Origin of the sequence: Microbacterium sp. LMI13-1-1.1 (assembly GCF_040815625.1) — a bacterium.
Lineage (GTDB): Bacteria > Actinomycetota > Actinomycetes > Actinomycetales > Microbacteriaceae > Microbacterium > Microbacterium forte.
This window is the reverse complement of record NZ_JBFPNL010000007.1, coordinates 1-15,375: the sequence shown is the minus strand read 5'-3', so window position 1 is coordinate 15,375 and position 15,375 is coordinate 1. Positions and strand designations below refer to the sequence as shown.

15 protein-coding genes and 1 rRNA gene are annotated in these 15,375 nt (G+C 68.8%); 4 read left to right on the top strand and 12 right to left on the bottom strand.

From position 1 onward, the window contains the following. Positions 1-10 precede the first annotated feature (10 nt). Genes MRBLMI13_RS16385 through MRBLMI13_RS16370 form a run of 4 tightly spaced genes read right to left on the bottom strand, consistent with a single transcriptional unit; the run spans position 11 to position 4,280 of the window. Positions 11-790: a 3-oxoacyl-ACP reductase gene (locus tag MRBLMI13_RS16385; RefSeq protein ID WP_042537821.1), complete on the bottom strand. Its 780-nt coding sequence runs from the start codon at positions 788-790 to the stop codon at positions 11-13. Between the two features lie 43 nt (positions 791-833). Continuing rightward, positions 834-2,195, bottom strand: coding sequence for an aldehyde dehydrogenase family protein (locus MRBLMI13_RS16380; RefSeq protein ID WP_367823911.1), 1,362 nt, complete (start codon positions 2,193-2,195; stop codon positions 834-836). Further along, entirely contained in the window at positions 2,192-2,944 is a 753-nt protein-coding gene (locus MRBLMI13_RS16375; RefSeq protein WP_367823909.1) for a gamma-glutamyl-gamma-aminobutyrate hydrolase family protein, read from the bottom strand. Before MRBLMI13_RS16375 ends, MRBLMI13_RS16380 begins: the two co-directional genes overlap by 4 nt. Then, on the bottom strand, positions 2,925-4,280 hold the full coding sequence (locus MRBLMI13_RS16370; RefSeq protein ID WP_309691469.1) for a glutamine synthetase family protein: 1,356 nt from the start codon (positions 4,278-4,280) through the stop codon (positions 2,925-2,927). The genes MRBLMI13_RS16375 and MRBLMI13_RS16370 overlap by 20 nt, the downstream gene beginning before the upstream one ends. Positions 4,281-4,436: 156 nt before the next feature. Between MRBLMI13_RS16370 and MRBLMI13_RS16365 the strand changes: the two genes are divergently transcribed. Then, on the top strand, positions 4,437-5,984 hold the full coding sequence (locus tag MRBLMI13_RS16365; RefSeq protein ID WP_309691471.1) for an amino acid permease: 1,548 nt from the start codon (positions 4,437-4,439) through the stop codon (positions 5,982-5,984). A gap of 20 nt (positions 5,985-6,004) precedes the next feature. Here MRBLMI13_RS16365 and MRBLMI13_RS16360 read toward each other — a convergent pair whose 3' ends face one another. Genes MRBLMI13_RS16360 through MRBLMI13_RS16350 form a run of 3 tightly spaced genes read right to left on the bottom strand, consistent with a single transcriptional unit; the run spans position 6,005 to position 6,996 of the window. Then, entirely contained in the window at positions 6,005-6,277 is a 273-nt protein-coding gene (locus MRBLMI13_RS16360) for a metal-sensitive transcriptional regulator (RefSeq protein ID WP_042537810.1), read from the bottom strand. Positions 6,278-6,306: 29 nt separating this feature from the next. Further along, complete coding sequence (locus tag MRBLMI13_RS16355) at positions 6,307-6,717, bottom strand: type II toxin-antitoxin system VapC family toxin (protein WP_367823906.1); 411 nt, start codon at positions 6,715-6,717, stop codon at positions 6,307-6,309. Between the two features lie 3 nt (positions 6,718-6,720). Next, a complete protein-coding gene (locus MRBLMI13_RS16350; RefSeq protein WP_052492856.1) occupies positions 6,721-6,996 on the bottom strand; it encodes a type II toxin-antitoxin system prevent-host-death family antitoxin in 276 nt (91 codons plus the stop codon). A gap of 127 nt (positions 6,997-7,123) precedes the next feature. Here MRBLMI13_RS16350 and MRBLMI13_RS16345 point away from each other — a divergent pair, with 127 nt between their 5' ends. Next, positions 7,124-8,401, top strand: coding sequence for a DUF445 domain-containing protein (locus MRBLMI13_RS16345; RefSeq protein ID WP_367823903.1), 1,278 nt, complete (start codon positions 7,124-7,126; stop codon positions 8,399-8,401). Positions 8,402-8,404: 3 nt separating this feature from the next. Continuing rightward, entirely contained in the window at positions 8,405-8,938 is a 534-nt protein-coding gene (locus MRBLMI13_RS16340) for an AAA family ATPase (protein WP_367823901.1), read from the top strand. Positions 8,939-8,998: 60 nt separating this feature from the next. Here the strand turns inward: MRBLMI13_RS16340 and MRBLMI13_RS16335 are convergent, their stop codons facing one another. The 4 genes from MRBLMI13_RS16335 to hutH are packed head-to-tail and all read right to left on the bottom strand — an operon-like array spanning position 8,999 to position 14,318. Further along, positions 8,999-9,904: an arginase family protein gene (locus MRBLMI13_RS16335; protein WP_367823899.1), complete on the bottom strand. Its 906-nt coding sequence runs from the start codon at positions 9,902-9,904 to the stop codon at positions 8,999-9,001. Next, on the bottom strand, positions 9,885-11,093 hold the full coding sequence (gene hutI / locus MRBLMI13_RS16330) for an imidazolonepropionase (RefSeq protein WP_367823897.1): 1,209 nt from the start codon (positions 11,091-11,093) through the stop codon (positions 9,885-9,887). Before hutI ends, MRBLMI13_RS16335 begins: the two co-directional genes overlap by 20 nt. Further along, the gene (gene hutU / locus MRBLMI13_RS16325; RefSeq protein WP_367823895.1) at positions 11,090-12,784 is read right to left on the bottom strand and encodes a urocanate hydratase; all 1,695 of its coding nucleotides are present in this window, start codon (positions 12,782-12,784) and stop codon (positions 11,090-11,092) included. Before hutU ends, hutI begins: the two co-directional genes overlap by 4 nt. Beyond that, positions 12,777-14,318 (bottom strand): histidine ammonia-lyase, encoded by a 1,542-nt coding sequence (hutH, locus tag MRBLMI13_RS16320; RefSeq protein WP_367823893.1) that lies wholly within the window; start codon positions 14,316-14,318, stop codon positions 12,777-12,779. The genes hutU and hutH overlap by 8 nt, the downstream gene beginning before the upstream one ends. Before the next feature lie 52 nt (positions 14,319-14,370). Here hutH and MRBLMI13_RS16315 point away from each other — a divergent pair, with 52 nt between their 5' ends. Next, the gene (locus tag MRBLMI13_RS16315) at positions 14,371-15,147 is read left to right on the top strand and encodes an IclR family transcriptional regulator (RefSeq protein ID WP_367824207.1); all 777 of its coding nucleotides are present in this window, start codon (positions 14,371-14,373) and stop codon (positions 15,145-15,147) included. Between the two features lie 109 nt (positions 15,148-15,256). Here MRBLMI13_RS16315 and rrf read toward each other — a convergent pair. Next, a 5S ribosomal RNA gene (rrf, locus tag MRBLMI13_RS16310) occupies positions 15,257-15,373 on the bottom strand. Positions 15,374-15,375 lie beyond the last annotated feature (2 nt).

The window sequence follows — 15,375 nt, the reverse complement described above, 5'->3', positions numbered from 1 at the left end:
TGATCGCGCTTCACAGCGGGGTGACGTAGGCGTTGGTGATGCCGCCGTCGACGACGAAGGCGCTCGCGGTGATGAACGACGAGTCGTCCGAGGCGAGGAAGGCCACGGCCGCCGCCAGCTCCGACGGTTCTGCGAAGCGCCCCATCGGCACATGCACGAGTCGGCGCTGCGCGCGTTCGGGGTCTTTTGCGAAGAGCTCCTGCAGCAGCGGGGTGTTCACCGGTCCGGGGCACAGCGCGTTGACACGCACACCCTGCCGGGCGAACTGCACGCCGAGCTCGCGCGACATCGCGAGCACGCCGCCCTTCGATGCGGTGTAGCTGATCTGCGAGGTGGCCGATCCCAGCAGCGCCACGAAGGAGGCCGTGTTGATGATCGAGCCTCGACCTGCCGGAACCATGTGGCGAAGCGCCGCGCGGCTGCACAGGTACACGCTCTTGAGGTTCACGTCCTGCACACGATCCCAGGCCGGCAGCTCGGTCGTCTCGATCGAGTCGTCGTCGGCGGGCGAGATGCCGGCGTTGTTGAACGCGATGTCGATGCGCCCGAACTCGGCGGCGACCCCGTCGAAGAGCGTGTTGACCATGGCCTCGTCGGCCACGTCGACGATGCGGAACGCTCCACCCACCTCGGCCGCTGCCGCTTCGCCCGTGGCGGGGTCGACGTCGGCGATGACGACGAACGCGCCCTCGGCGGCGAAGCGCTGGGCTGTGGCGAAGCCGATTCCGCTCGCGCCACCCGTGATGATGGCGACGCGGTCCTTGAGGCGCTGGGTCAGATCGATGCTCATGTGTGTTCTCCGTTGCAGTGAAAGGTCGGGCCGGGTGTCGCTGTCAGGATTCGTCGGTCGCGAAGAAGACGTTCTTGGTCTCGGTGAAGTGCTCGGCGGCGTCGGGCCCGAGCTCACGCCCGAGACCCGAGGCCTTCATGCCGCCGAACGGCGTCGCGTACCGCACCGACGAGTGCGAGTTGACCGACAGCACGCCGCTCTGCACACCCCGCGAGACGCGCACGGCGCGGCCGAGGTTCTCGGTCCAGATCGAGCCGGCGAGTCCGTAGGCGGTGTCGTTCGCGAGCCGGATCGCATCGGCTTCGTCATCGAACGGCATGACCGCGACGACCGGGCCGAACACCTCCTGCTGCGCGATCCTGTCGGACGGATCGGCGAGCACCACGGCCGGGGCGAACCAGAAGCCGTCGCCCTCGGGTGCGCTGCCGCGGAAGGCGATGTTCGCGTCGTCGAGGAATCCCGAGACCGTGTCGCGATGTGCGGCCGAGATGAGCGGTCCCATGTCGGTGTCGGTGCTCGACGGGTCTCCCACTCGCCACGCAGCGACAGCCGGCTCGAGCAGTTCGAGGAATCGGTCGTACACCGATCGCTGCACCAGCAGCCGGCTGCGGGCGCAGCAATCCTGACCCGCGTTGTCGAACACGGAGCCAGGAACCGCCGCGACGGCCTTCTCGAGGTCCGCGTCGGCGAAGACGATGTTGGCGCTCTTGCCGCCGAGCTCCAGCGTGACGGGCTTGAGCGCTCGGGCGCATCCGGCCGCGACCTCGATGCCGACCTCGGTCGACCCGGTGAACACGACCTTGCGGACATCCGGATGCTCGACGAGCCGCTGTCCGACGACCGAACCCGACCCGGTGACGACCTCGAACAGCCCTTCGGGAAGACCCGCTTCGAGAGCGAGCTCGCCGAGGCGGATGGCCGTGAGAGGGGTGAGCTCGGCGGGCTTCAGCACCACGGCGTTCCCTGCGGCGAGCGCCGGCGCGAATGCCCAGGCGGCGATCGTCATCGGGAAGTTCCACGGCACGATGACACCGACCACGCCGTAGGGGTCGTGGAAGGTGACATCGAGTCCGCCTGCCACCGGGATCTGCCGGCCGGACAGTCGCTCAGGGTCGGCGGAGTAGTAGTTGAGGACCTGCGCGACGTGACCCGCCTCCCATCGGGCGGAACCGATCGGATGCCCGGAGTTCAGCACCTCGAGCTGGGCGAGCTCTTCGGCCGCGGCCTCGACCGTGCGAGCGAACGCGCGGAGGGCATCGGCCCGAGCGACCGGGGCCAGCGCGGCCCATCGGCGCTGCGCCACGACGGCGCGCGCGATCGCGTCATCCGTCTCTCCGATGTCGGCGCGAACGATCTCGCGGATCGCCGCTCCGGTCGACGGGTTGATGACTGTGAACGCGCTCATCGGGCGTCCTCCTTCCGCCGCGCGGCGAACGCGCGGGCCTGTGCGACGAGATCGGTGAAGAGCCGCCGATCCTCGGCGTTCTCCTCGGGGTGCCATTGGACGCCGACGATGTGGCCGGCCGAGGTGTCGACGAAGGCCTGAACGAGTCCGTCGTCGGAGTGCGCCGCCGCCACGAGACCGTCGCCGAGGCGGCCGACGCCCTGGTGGTGGTAGCTGTGCACGCGCATCTCGGTCTCGCCGATGATCTCGGCGAGCGGAGTGTCGGTCGACACCTCGACGTCGTTCTCGGCGAAGACGCCGCCGCCGATGCGGTACTTCTCGGTGCCGAGCGATTCGGGCAGATGCTGCTGCAGGGTGCCGCCGCGGGCGACGTTCACGAGCTGCAGACCGCGGCAGATCGCGAGCACCGGGATGCCACGGCGCTCCGCCGCCCGGAACAGGGCGAGCTCCCATGCATCACGGTCGACGCGGGCGGGGTCGGTGAGCGGATGCCGGTCCTCGCCGTACAGCTCGGGTGCCACATCAGCACCGCCCGAGAGCACGAGGCCGTCCATGCCCGAGATGGCCGCATCCGCGGCATCCGGATCCTGCGGAGGCAGGAGCAGCGCGATGCCGCCGACGGAGGTCACGCTCGTGAGGTACTGCTCAGGCAGGAACGCCGCCCGCACATCCCACACCCCCTGCTGCGCGCGCTCCAGGTACGTCGTGACGCCGATAATCGGCCTGGGGTCAGAGGCGCTCGAAGCCACGGATGCGCTCCCAGTCGGTGACGGCCGCGTCATAGGCTTCCACCTCGATGCGGGCCTGGTTCAGGTAGTGCTCGACCACGTCGTCGCCGAACGCCGCGCGCGCGATGGTCGACTCGCTGAACAGCTTCGCGGCCTCGCGCAGGGTCGTCGGCAGATGATCGACCCCGGCCTCATAGGCGTTGCCGGTGAACCGCTCGGGCAACGGCAGCTCGTTCTCGATGCCGTGCAGCCCGCCAGCGATGATCGCCGAGATCGCGAGGTACGGGTTCACGTCTCCCCCGGGCACCCGGTTCTCCACCCGGAGCCCCGAGCCTGAGCCGACCACGCGCAGGGCACACGTGCGGTTGTCGATTCCCCACGCGACTCCCGTCGGCGCGAAGCTGCCCTTCGCGAAGCGCTTGTACGAGTTGATGTTCGGCGCGAGCAGCAGGGTGAACTCGCGGAGCGTGGCGAGGATGCCGGCGATCCAGTGCTCCATCACGGGGCTGAAGCCGTGCTCGCCGTCGCCCGCCATGACCGGAGCGCCCGACTCGTCGCGCAGCGACAGGTGGATGTGGCAACTGTTGCCCTCGCGCTCGTTGAACTTGGCCATGAACGTGAGCGCCTGCCCGTGCTGCTCGGCGATCTCCTTCGCACCGTTCTTGTAGATCGCGTGCTGGTCGGCGGTCTCTCGCACCTCCGCATAGCGGAACGCGATCTCCTGCTGACCGAAGTTGCACTCGCCCTTCACGCCCTCGCAGTAGAGACCGGCGCCGTCCATGCTGTTGCGGATGTCGCGCAGCAGCGGCTCCATACGGGTCGAGGCGAGCAGGTTGTAGTCGACGTTGTAATCGGTCGCGGGCGTCAGACCTTCGTACTTGCGCGCCCACGCATCGCGATACGTGTTGTCGAAGACGATGAACTCGAGCTCCGTTCCGGAGTACGCGGTCCATCCCCGCTCGGCGAGGCGGTCGCGCTGCCGGTCGAGGATGGCCCGGGGCGAGGGCCCGACCGGCTCGCCGTTCTGCCAGACGAGGTCGGCCATGACGAGAGCAGTGCCGTCGAGCCAGGGGATGTTGCGCAGCGTCTCGACGTCGGGCTTGAGCACCATGTCGCCGTAGCCGCGATCCCAGCCCGACATCGCGTAGCCGTCGACGGTGTTCATGTCGACGTCGACCGAGAGCAGATAGTCGCACGCCTCGGCACCGTGGGCCAGGATGTCCTCCTGGAACAGCCGCGCCGACACACGTTTGCCGACCAGCCGGCCCTGCGCGTCGGCGAAGGCCACGATCACCGTGTCGATCTCGCCGGCGGCGATGCCGGCATCCAGCTGTTCGATGCTCAGGTTGCCCGCCATCTGACGCTCCGTTCTCGTGCTGTGAAGCGATCGGCCGACCGGCTTCGCCCTCAGAGTAGATCACCTTGCCGTTTAAAGGTAGACGAAACCACCATTGACTGTCACAATCGTCCGCAAGGTGCACCCGGCGCCTGCACGCATGCGAACGGAGAGCGGATGTCCCAGCAGAGCAATGAATCCCGCAAGGTCGCCGGAGCGACCTATACACGCGCCGGGAGTGAGTATTTCGAGAAACGCACACTGAAGAGGTCCGCCGGAGTCTGGGGCCTGTGGGGCCTCGCGGTCGCCGCCGTGATCTCGGGCGACTTCTCCGGGTGGAACTTCGGCATCGACTTCGCGGGCTTCGGCGGGATGCTCATCGCCTTCGCGATCCTCGTCGCGATGTACTACGGCATGATCTTCGCCATCGGAGAGATGGCGGCCGCGATGCCGCACACCGGCGGGGCCTACTCGTTCGCCCGTTCGGCCATGGGCCCGTGGGGCGGCCTCGTCACCGGCGCGGCCGAGACCATAGAGTACGTCGCGACCACGGCGGTGATCGTCTACTTCTCGGCGTCGTATGCGAACGGCATCACGAGTGAGCTGCTGGGCCTCGAGCTGCCCGGATGGGTCTGGTACCTCATCCTCTACATCGTCTTCATCGCCCTGAACTCCGCGGGAGCGGCGATCTCGTTCCGCTTCGCGATCATCGTGTCGGTGATCTCGATCGGGATCATCCTGGTCTTCTCCGCCATGGCGCTCTTCTCGGGCGCGTTCTCGTGGGATGCCCTGTGGGACATCGTGCCCGACGAGGGCCAGACGGCGTTCCTCCCCCACGGCGTCCTGCCGATCCTGTTCGCACTGCCGTTCGCGATGTGGTTCTTCCTCGGCATCGAGGAGCTGCCGCTCGCGGCGGAGGAATCGCACAACCCGACGCGCGACATCCCCAAGGCGGGGTTCTGGGCTCGCGGCACCCTCATCATCACGGGCCTCCTGGTGCTGTTCCTCAACACCGGCGTGCTCGGTGCCGAAGCGACAGGCACCGCCGGCGAACCGCTGCTCGACGGCTTCCGCGCGATCGTGGGCGACCAGCTCGCCGCCGTGCTCGCACTGTTCGCACTCATCGGCCTGCTCGCCTCGCTGCAGGGCATCATGTTCGCCTACGGACGCAACATGTACTCGCTGTCGCGCGCCGGGTACTACCCTCGCTTCCTCTCCCTCACCGGAAAGCGCCAGACGCCGTGGGTCGCCCTCACGGTGGGTGCAGCCATCGGCTTCGTCGCGCTGATCGTGCTCGACGTGCTCACCGCGGTCGACTCCGAGGGTGCGGGCACCGTCGCCGGTGCGATCGTCCTGAACATCGCCGTCTGGGGAGCCGTCGTCGCCTACGGACTGCAGCTCGTGTCGTTCATCATCCTGCGCAAGAAGTTCCCGAACGTCGACCGCCCGTACGTGAGCCCGTGGGGAATCCCGGGTGCGGTCATCGCCCTCGTGATCGCCGCCCTGATCTTCGTGGGCTTCCTGCTGAACCCCACGTTCGGCCCGGCGATCATCGCGATCGCGATCGTCTATGTGATCATCCTGCTCGGCTTCGGCCTGTTCTTCCGGCACCGCCTCGTGCTCTCCCCCGAAGAGGAGTACGCACTGTCGGGCGGTTCGCACGGAGATCCGCAAGCCGAGGGCTACGACGCCATGGAGGGCGAGGTGTTCGGCGGCGGACGCTGATCGAGAGGAGGAGCGCGGCTCTACTTGCGGTCGAAGTCGAACGCCTTGAGCAGCTCGTCGACGGCCTTGTCGCGCTCCTCCCCGCCCTCGTCGAACATATGCGTCACGTGCGTGCGCAGGTGGTTCTCGAGCAGCAGACGGTTGAGAGACTCCAGAGAGCGCTGGATCGCGCGGGACTGCGTGATGATGTCCATGCAGTACTCCTCGTTCTCGATCATCCGCGCGACTCCGCGCATCTGACCTTCGAGGATGCTGGTGCGGTGCAGTGCACGCTTCTTGATGTCTTCGATCACGTTTCGAGGGTACTCGGCCTCTGCCGCTGTCAGTCCTCGAACGGGTTCAGCACCGACAGGCCGGGGATCTCGAAGTCCTTCGTGTTGCGCGTCACGAGAGTCAGGCCGTGATGCAACGCTGTGGCCGCGATCAGCGCGTCAGCCCACGGACGACGATCCGGCACGTTGAGAGCGGCGCACGTCCGCGCGATCTGCGGAGAGACGGGGAGGATGCGGGAGCCGAGCCCGAGTCGGAGCGCGTCCAGCCAGCGTCGGAGTGCTCTCGCCTGACGCGGGTCGCGCCGCTGGAGTCCGAGGACACCGAGTTCCAGCTCGTAGTCGGTGATGGCGCTCATGTGAAGAGCCTCGGGCTCCCCGCTCTCCATCCAGGTGCGAGCGGCGATGCCGGCTCCGAATCCGCGCCTCGCGTCGGAGAACGTGTTCGTGTCGAGCAGATACATCGGTCAGAACTCGATCGGAGGACGACCGAAGTCCGTCTTCCGGTCGGCGACGATCTCGTCGATGATGCGATCGAACTCGCCGTCGTCGTCCACGAGGTCCTCCTCCGGCATCGCGAGGAACTCGAGAATCGACCCGGGCCGGGCCGGGGCTAGCCGTTCGTACTCGTCGATGCTCAAGAGCACGTACGCGGGCTCGCCGCGCTTCGTGATCATCACGGGCTGGTCGTCGGCGACGCGCTGAGCGCGCGCGACGGACTGGTTGAATTCTCGAGCGGTCATGGTGAACACGATGTACCTCGATTCCGAATGTAGTGATGGTACTACACAGCCCAGATCTCTCGACGGACGACAGGACTCGATGCGGTACGCCGTACTCGGCTCGAACTCCCCGTGAAAGGATGACGTCATGCCGCGAACCCCGATGGCGCTCCTGTCGCCCGCAGACCAGGCGCGACTTCGCGCTCTCCGACGAATGAAGGCCGTGGCGCTCGGCGCGCTGATCTTCATGGCCGTCGTCTTCGTCTTCGCGTTCGCGTTCCAGGAACGGCAGCCGTGGCTGGGCTACGTCCGGGCAGCCGCAGAGGGCGGGATGGTCGGCGCCCTGGCCGACTGGTTCGCCGTGACCGCGCTGTTCCGTCGTCCACTCGGCCTGCCGATCCCGCACACCGCGATCATCCCGAACCGCAAGGACGAGATCGGCCGCACGCTCGGCGAGTTCGTCGAGACGAACTTCCTCGAGGCGAGCGTCGTGCGCACCAAGCTGGCCAGCACCGCGACCGCCAAGCGCGCCGGCGAATGGCTGAGCGAACCCGCCCACGCCGAGCGCGTGGGCGCCGAGGGAGCGACGATCGCGACCGCCGTGCTCAACGCCCTCAGCGACGACGACGTGCGAGACCTCATCACGGACCTGGCCCGTGAGCACCTCGTCTCCCCCGAGTGGGGCCCGCCCGCCGGCGCCTGGCTCGAGAAGATCGTCGAGGCCGGCGCGCATCACGGCGCCGTCGACCTCGCGGCCGACAGCATCGGCCGCTGGCTGGACGCGAACGCCGAGTCGTTCTCGGGCCTCATCTCACGCAGGCTGCCCGGATGGGTGCCGAAGCTCGCGCACCGGTTCGTCGACGACACGGCCTACAACGAGGCCGTGAAGTTCGTCCGCGCCGTGCAGGCCGATCCGCAGCATCCGGCCCGTCTCGCGGTCGACGGGTACCTCGCCCGCCTCGCCGACAGCCTGCAGAACGACCCGGAGACGCGCGCCAAGCTCGAGAACGCCAAGTCGTCGCTCTTCGACAGCCCCCGCGTGGGCGCCCTCGCCGCCGAGGCGTGGAACACGGCGAAGAACGGACTGCTCGCCGCCCTCGCCGACCCCGAGAGCGGGCTGCGCGTCCGCGCGGCTCAGGCCCTGCGAGAAGTCGGCGAAAGGCTCACGACGGATGCCGCACTGCAGCACCGCGTCGACACGTGGGTGTCGGATGCCGCGGTGTTCCTCGTCGACCGCTACCGCCACGACATCGCGTCGATCATCACCGACACCGTCGAGCGCTGGGACCCGGTCGAGACCACCGAGAAGATCGAGCTCATGGTCGGCCGCGACCTGCAGTACATCCGCCTGAACGGCACATTCGTCGGCGCGCTCGCGGGCCTCGCGATCTTCACGATCGCGCACCTGGTCATCCCCGGAGTCTGAGGCGTGCGGATCGTCGTGTCGGGCACGCACGCGAGCGGCAAGAGCACCCTGATCTCAGACTTCCGCGCGGCACATCCCGAGTACACGGTGCTCGGCGATCCGTTCGACGACGTCGAGTCGGGGGCGCCGACTGGCGCGGCCAGCTTCGTGGCGCAGCTCCGCGTGACGGTCTCTCGGCTGCGAGAGTCGGCGCGCGAGAGTTCCGTCATCTCGGAACGTGGTCCCGTCGACTTCCTCGCCTACCTCACCGCGCTGGAGATGCTGGGACGCGGCGACGGCGCCCTGCTCTCTCGAGCCCAGGAGCTGGTCGAGACCTCCATGGCCCACATCGATTTGATCGCCGTCGTGCCGCTGGACCTGCGGCACCCGATCGATGTTCCCGACGACGAGGATCCGGCCCTCCGAGAGGCGATGGAGAGCGCTCTTCTGGATGCGCTCGACGACCTCGAATGCGCCGGTGATGCGCCGCCGATCGTGACGCTCACCGGGAACCCGCAGGAGAGGCTCGCGCAGCTGGAGATGGCTGCCGGCCTCTGAGGTCCGGCACGCCGCCCGCGCGAACGAGCATCATCGACGCTGCGCGGAGAGAACTCGCAGTCATCGGGTGGCGAGGGCGGCGAGCATCTCGAGCACGCACAGCGCGGCGAGTCGCACCGTGCGCATGTCATCGGCGTCGGCCGTCGCGTCGACCTCGGCGATGTCCGCACTGACGACCCGCGGATCCGCGACGATCGAGCGGACGAGCGCGCGCAGCTCCCACGCGGCGAAGCCGCCGGGGACGGATGCCGGGCAACCGGGCGCTGCGGCGCGGTCGGCGGCGTCGACGTCGACATCGAGGTGGATGCGGGCACCGGCGCCCGCTCCCGCGATGCGCGTGGCTTCGGCGATGACCTCGGCGATGCCCCTTCGGCGCACCTCGTCGAGGGTGATCACGCGGATGCCCCAGTCGGCGGCGCGCGCGGCGTACGCAGCGGAGTTCGCGAAGTCCGCGATGCCGATCTGGACGATCCGCGTCGGATCGATCCGCTCGCCCTCCGGCGCATCCTCGACGAGCCGCCGCACGGGTGAGCCGTTCGAGATCCCGTCGCGCAGGTCGAAGTGCGCGTCGATCGTGATCAGTCCGGTGGCCCGAGCGCCCCGAGCGACCGGGTAGGTCAGCGCGTTGTCGCCGCCGAGCGCGATGACGAGGCGCGTGGCATCGGCGAGCTCGCGCACCCGCGCGACCGTCGCAGCGATGCCGTCCTCTCCGTCTGGTTCGACCACGTCGCCCGCGTCGAGCACGCGCAGCGTGTCGGTGAGGTCGACGACCGGCGGACCCATCAGGGTGGCGCTGTAGCGGGTGAGCGCCTCCCGGATCGCGGCGGGTGTCGCGTGCGCGCCGGTCGGCGACAGCGAGGTGCGCCACGTAGGAACACCGAGCAGCACGGCATCCGCATCATCCCCTGCGGCGAACGCGGGCCACGACCCGGCACGCGGCCAGAGGTCATCGTGCGACAGGGCCATGATCCTCCGTTCCGCGAGCGTCGAAGACCGCGACACCGTCTTTCCAGACCTGCTCGACGAGCGGCACCCCCGGGCGGTAGGCCAGGTGGATGCGGGTGGGAGCCTTCAGCAGCACGAGGTCGGCCCGCGCCCCAGGTGCGATGACGCCGACGTCGTCGCGCCGCAGTGCCAGCGCTCCCCCGGCGGTCGCCGCCCACACGGCCTCGGCGGGTGTCATCCCCATGTCGCGCACGGCGATCGCGATGCAGAACGGCATGGAGGAGGTGAAGCTCGACCCCGGGTTCGTGTCGCAGGCGATCGCCACGGTGACTCCCGCGTCGATGAGTCGGCGGGCGTCGGGGTACGGCTGCCTCGTCGAGAACTCCACCCCGGGCAACAGGGTGAGCACGGTGTCGGATCCGGTGAGCGCTGCGATGTCGGCGTCCGTCAGGTAGGTGCCGTGGTCGACGGATGCCGCGCCGAGCTCGACTGCGAGACGGACTCCGTCACCCGGGCCGAGCTGGCTCGCGTGCACGCGCGGCATCAGTCCCTTCGCGATGCCGGCGTCGAGCACCCGCCGCGACTGCTCGACCGAGAACGCCCCGGTCTCGCAGAACACGTCGATCCACTTCGAATGCGGTGCACAGGCGTCGAGCATCGGCCCGGTCACCAGGTCGACGTACTCGTCGGCACGGCCGGCGTAGTCCGCGGGAACCACATGGGCACCGAGGAACGTCACCTCCGGCGTGACCTCGGCAGCGAGGCGCACGAGACGTTCCTCGTCCGCGACACTCAGCCCGTAGCCGCTCTTGATCTCGATCGTCGTCGTGCCCTGAGCGAGCAGTTCGTCGACGAATCCCCGCAGCCGCGCGCGCAGCTGATCGTCGCTCGACGCTCGGGTCTCCGCGACGGTCGAGCGGATGCCGCCGGCCGCGTACTTCTGCCCGGCCATCCGCGCCTCGAACTCGGCGGCACGATCGCCCCCGAAAACCAGGTGGCTGTGGCTGTCAACGAACCCGGGGATGACGGCACGTCCGCCCGCGTCCACGATCTCGTCGGCATCCGGTGCGTCGTCGGCAGAGCCGACCCAGGCGATCCGCTCGCCGTCGAGGAGAACGGCCGCATCGACGAGGGTGCCGAAGCGGTCGCCGTCGGATGAGCCGACGTTGGTCGTCAGCTCAGCGATGTTCGTGATCAACGAGGTGCTCACAGCATCGGCACCTTCAGGCCGCGCTCGCGGGCGATGTCGCGAGCGTGCTCGTACCCCGCGTCGACGTGTCGCATGACGCCCGTGCCGGGGTCGTTGGTGAGCACGCGCTCGAGCTTCTCGGCGGCGAGCGCCGAGCCGTCGGCCACGGTGACCTGGCCGGCGTGGATCGAGCGGCCGATCCCGACGCCGCCGCCATGGTGCAGCGACACCCACGATGCGCCGGATGCCGTGTTGAGCAGCGCGTTCAGCAGCGGCCAGTCGGCGATGGCATCCGACCCGTCCTTCATGGCTTCGGTCTCGCGATAGGGCGAGGCGACCGAACCCGAGTCGAGGTGGTCGCGGCCGATCACGATCGGGGCGGCGAGCTCGCCGGAGGCCACCATCTCGTTGAACTTGAGGCCCGCCAGGTGACGCTCCTTGTAGCCGAGCCAGCAGATGCGGGCAGGCAGGCCTTCGAAGTGCACCTTCTCACCGGCCTTCTCGAGCCAGCGGTGCAGAGCCTTGTCTTCGGGGAACAGCTCGGCGATCGCACGATCGGTCTTGTAGATGTCCTCGGGATCTCCCGAGAGAGCGGCCCAGCGGAAGGGCCCACGGCCCTCTTCGAACTGCGGGCGGATGTACGCCGGCACGAAACCGGGGAACTCGAAGGCGCGGTCGAAGCCACCGAGCTGCGCCTCGGCCCGGATCGAGTTGCCGTAGTCGAAGACCGCGGCCCCCGCATCCTGGAAGGCCACCATCGCGGCGACGTGCTGCGCCATCGATTCGCGCGAGCGGCGGGTGAACTCCTCGGCGTCCCGCTCGGCCTCTGCCTTCCACTCGGCGACTGCGATGCCGACGGGCAGGTAGGCGAGCGGGTCGTGCGCACTGGTCTGGTCGGTGACGATGTCGATCGGCACACCGCGGCGCAGCAGCTCTGGGAAGACCTCCGCCGCGTTGCCGACGACACCGACCGACAGGGCCTCGCCGGCGTCCTTCGCCGCGACGACCCGGGCGATCGCCGCGTCGAGGTCGGTCGTGTACTCGTCGAGGTAGCCGTGCTCGACACGACGTGCGAGGCGCGATTCGTCGACGTCGACGATGAGCACGGCACCGTCGTTGAGGGTGACCGCCAGCGGCTGCGCGCCACCCATTCCGCCGGCACCGCCGGTCAGAGTCAGCGTGCCCTTCAGCGAGTCTCTGCCGAGCGACCGGGCGACGGCCGAGAACGTCTCGTAGGTCCCCTGCAGAATGCCCTGGGTTCCGATGTAGATCCACGACCCCGCGGTCATCTGCCCGTACATGATCAGACCCAGCTCTTCGAGCCGGCGGAACTCGGGCCAGTTCGCCCAGTCGCCCACGAGGTTCGAGTTCGCGATCAGCACTCGCGGCGCCCACTCGTGCGTGCGGAAGACGCCGACCGGCTTGCCCGACTGCACGAGCAGCGTCTCGTCGGGTTCGAGCTCGTCGAGGGTGCGGATGATCGCGTCGTACGCCTCCCAGCTGCGCGCCGCCTTGCCGGTGCCGCCGTAGACGACGAGGTCTTCGGGATGCTCGGCCACCTCGGCGTCGAGGTTGTTCATCAGCATGCGCTTGGCGGCTTCGGCGCCCCAGCTCTTGGCCGTGCGCTGGTTGCCGCGGGCGGCGCGAACCACGCGCGGTCCTGTCGCGGTCGTCGTCGTCGTTGTCGAGTCGGGGGCCGTGGTGTCAGTCATGCGCGTGCTCCTTTGCGATGCGGGCGATTGCGCCGGACTGCACGAGTGCGGTCACGGCTTCCATGTCTGGGGAGAGGAATCGGTCGGGTCCTGGTCCTGCGGCGACGGTGCGCACCAGATCGCGCACGGCACCGGTCGCAGGGCCTACCTGCAGCGGGGCGCGCAGGTCGAGCGCGCGGGCGCCGGTGAGGATCTCGATGGCGATGACACGGCCGAGGCCGTCGATCGCCCGACGGAGCTTGCGGGCTGCGGCCCAGCCCATCGACACGTGATCCTCCTGCATCGCCGACGAAGGGATCGAATCGACGGATGCCGGCACGGCGAGGCGCTTGAGCTCCGAGACGATGCCCGCGGAGGCGTACTGAGCGATCATCAGTCCCGAGTCGACGCCGACCTCGTCGGCCAGGAACGGGGGCAGGCCGTGGTTCCTGGCCGGATCGAGCGCCCGGTCTGTACGGCGCTCCGAGATCGACGCGACGTCAGCCACGGAGATCGCCAGGAAGTCCAGGACGGCTGCGACGGGTGCGCCGTGGAAGTTGCCGTTCGACTCGATGCGGCCGTCGACAGTGATGACCGGGTTGTCGATCACGCTGGCGAGCTCTCGCTCGGCGATCATCGAGGCATAGCCCATCGTGTCGCGCGCGGTTCCGTGCACCTGGGGCGAGCAGCGCAGCGAGTACGCGTCCTGCACGCGGCCGTCCTCCGGCCCCTTGTGGCTGTGCACGATCGGCGAGTCCCGCAGGAACGACCGCAGGTTCGAGGCCGATTCCGCCTGCCCCGACTGCGGACGAAGAGCCATGAGGTCGGCCGCGAACACGGCATCCGTGCCCATCTGCGATTCGACCGACATCGCCGCAGCCATGTCGGCGGTGAGCAGCAGGGTCTCGAAGTCGTGCAGCGCCAGCACGAGCATCCCGAGCATGCCGTCGGTGCCGTTGATGAGCGCGAGCCCCTCCTTCTCGACGAGGGTGAGCGGCTCGATGCCCGCAGCCGAGAGCGCCGCGGATGCCGCGACGAGTTCGCCATCCGCCGCGCGGACATCGCCCTCGCCCATCGCAGCGAGGGCGATGTGCGCGAGGGGAGCAAGGTCGCCCGAGCAGCCGAGTGAGCCGTACTCGCGAACGACGGGTGTGATGCCCGCGTTCAACAGTCCCGCGTAGGTCTCGACGACGACCGGGCGCACGCCCGTCCGCCCAGAGGTCAAGGTCTGCAGGCGCAGCAGTTGCAGACCGCGCACGACCTCGCGCTCGACCTCCGCGCCGGTGCCGGCCGCGTGCGAGCGGATCAGACTGGCCTGCAGCTGCAGCCGGCGATCCGGAGCGATGAACGTCGTAGCGAGCGCGCCGAATCCGGTGGAGACGCCGTAGTGCGGGTTCGGATCGGCGGCCAGTCCGTCGATCACCCGGCGTGTGTCCGCCACTCGGGCGAGGGCTGCGGGGCTGATCGCCACCGGCGCACCGTGGCGGGCGACCGCGACGACATCGGCATGGCTCAGTGGGGCATCGCCGACGAGGACGGAGGACAGTTCGGTCATGTCTCGATTCCACACCCGCAGGGTCGCGGGCGACAGCGGTTCGTGGCATCCTTTGTCTGTGATCCCAGACAGAGCGGATGCCGCAGCACAGGTCCCGGCGGCCGACAACACGCTGCGGATCCTGCGATACCTCGCCGGGCGGCCGGCCCCGGTCGCCGCATCAGCCATCGCTCGCGAGCTCGAGCTGCCGCGCTCGACCGTCTATCACCTGCTGGCCACCCTCGCCGAGCACGGATTCGTCCTTCACCTGCGCGAGGACCGACGATGGGGTCTCGGCACCTCTGCGTTCGAGCTCGCCGGCGGGTATGCGCGACAGCAGCCGCTCGCGCGTCTGGGGCGCCCAGTCGTCGCCGCCCTCTCCGACCGCCTCGGGGAGAGTGCGCACCTCGCGGTGATGAGCGGCGGCGACGTGCTCTACATCGTCGAGGAGCGGGCCCCACGACGCCAGGCCCTCATCACGGATGTGGGAGTGAGGCTTCCTGCCCACTTGACCGCGTCGGGGCGCGCGATGCTGGCAGCGCTTCCCCGAGAGCAGGTACGAGCTCTCTACCCGAGTGCATCAGCGTTTCCCGACCGCACGGGACTCGGGCCTCGGAAGCCGAGCGAACTGCGCGAGCTGCTGCGCACGGTGCGTGCACGAGGTTATGCCACCGAAGACAGCGAGGTGGCAGAGGGCCTGCGCAGCGTTGGCGCGGTCGTCTGCGATCACGCGGGCTGGCCCGTAGCCGCTGTCGCGGTGACCTGGGCCGGGACGGATCTCGACGAGACCGTGCTCGCAGCCGCTGTCCGCGAGACAGCATCCGTGCTCGAGTCACGGCTCAAGCGATAGCGGATCTCGCAGCGATGCGAGTGCCGCGCCAGTCGAGGCACTGGCATCGCGAACGCACGTTAACGCAGAAAAGCCACCCAACATTGGGTGGCTTTTCTGTATAAAAGAAGTCCGGCGGTGTCCTACTCTCCCACAGGGTCCCCCCTGCAGTACCATCGGCGCTGTGAGGCTTAGCTTCCGGGTTCGGAATGTAACCGGGCGTTTCCCTCACGCTATGGCCGCCGAAAC

Coding starts and splice junctions, on each gene's coding strand:
- MRBLMI13_RS16380 (WP_367823911.1), bottom strand. CDS start 2,195: ATGAGCGCGTTCACAGTCATCAACCCGTCGACCGGAGCGGCGATCCGC.
- MRBLMI13_RS16335 (WP_367823899.1), bottom strand. CDS start 9,904: ATGGCCCTGTCGCACGATGACCTCTGGCCGCGTGCCGGGTCGTGGCCC.
- MRBLMI13_RS16365 (WP_309691471.1), top strand. CDS start 4,437: ATGTCCCAGCAGAGCAATGAATCCCGCAAGGTCGCCGGAGCGACCTAT.
- MRBLMI13_RS16385 (WP_042537821.1), bottom strand. CDS start 790: ATGAGCATCGATCTGACCCAGCGCCTCAAGGACCGCGTCGCCATCATC.
- hutH (WP_367823893.1), bottom strand. CDS start 14,318: ATGACCGAACTGTCCTCCGTCCTCGTCGGCGATGCCCCACTGAGCCAT.
- MRBLMI13_RS16350 (WP_052492856.1), bottom strand. CDS start 6,996: ATGACCGCTCGAGAATTCAACCAGTCCGTCGCGCGCGCTCAGCGCGTC.
- hutU (WP_367823895.1), bottom strand. CDS start 12,784: ATGACTGACACCACGGCCCCCGACTCGACAACGACGACGACGACCGCG.
- MRBLMI13_RS16355 (WP_367823906.1), bottom strand. CDS start 6,717: ATGTATCTGCTCGACACGAACACGTTCTCCGACGCGAGGCGCGGATTC.
- MRBLMI13_RS16370 (WP_309691469.1), bottom strand. CDS start 4,280: ATGGCGGGCAACCTGAGCATCGAACAGCTGGATGCCGGCATCGCCGCC.
- MRBLMI13_RS16345 (WP_367823903.1), top strand. CDS start 7,124: ATGCCGCGAACCCCGATGGCGCTCCTGTCGCCCGCAGACCAGGCGCGA.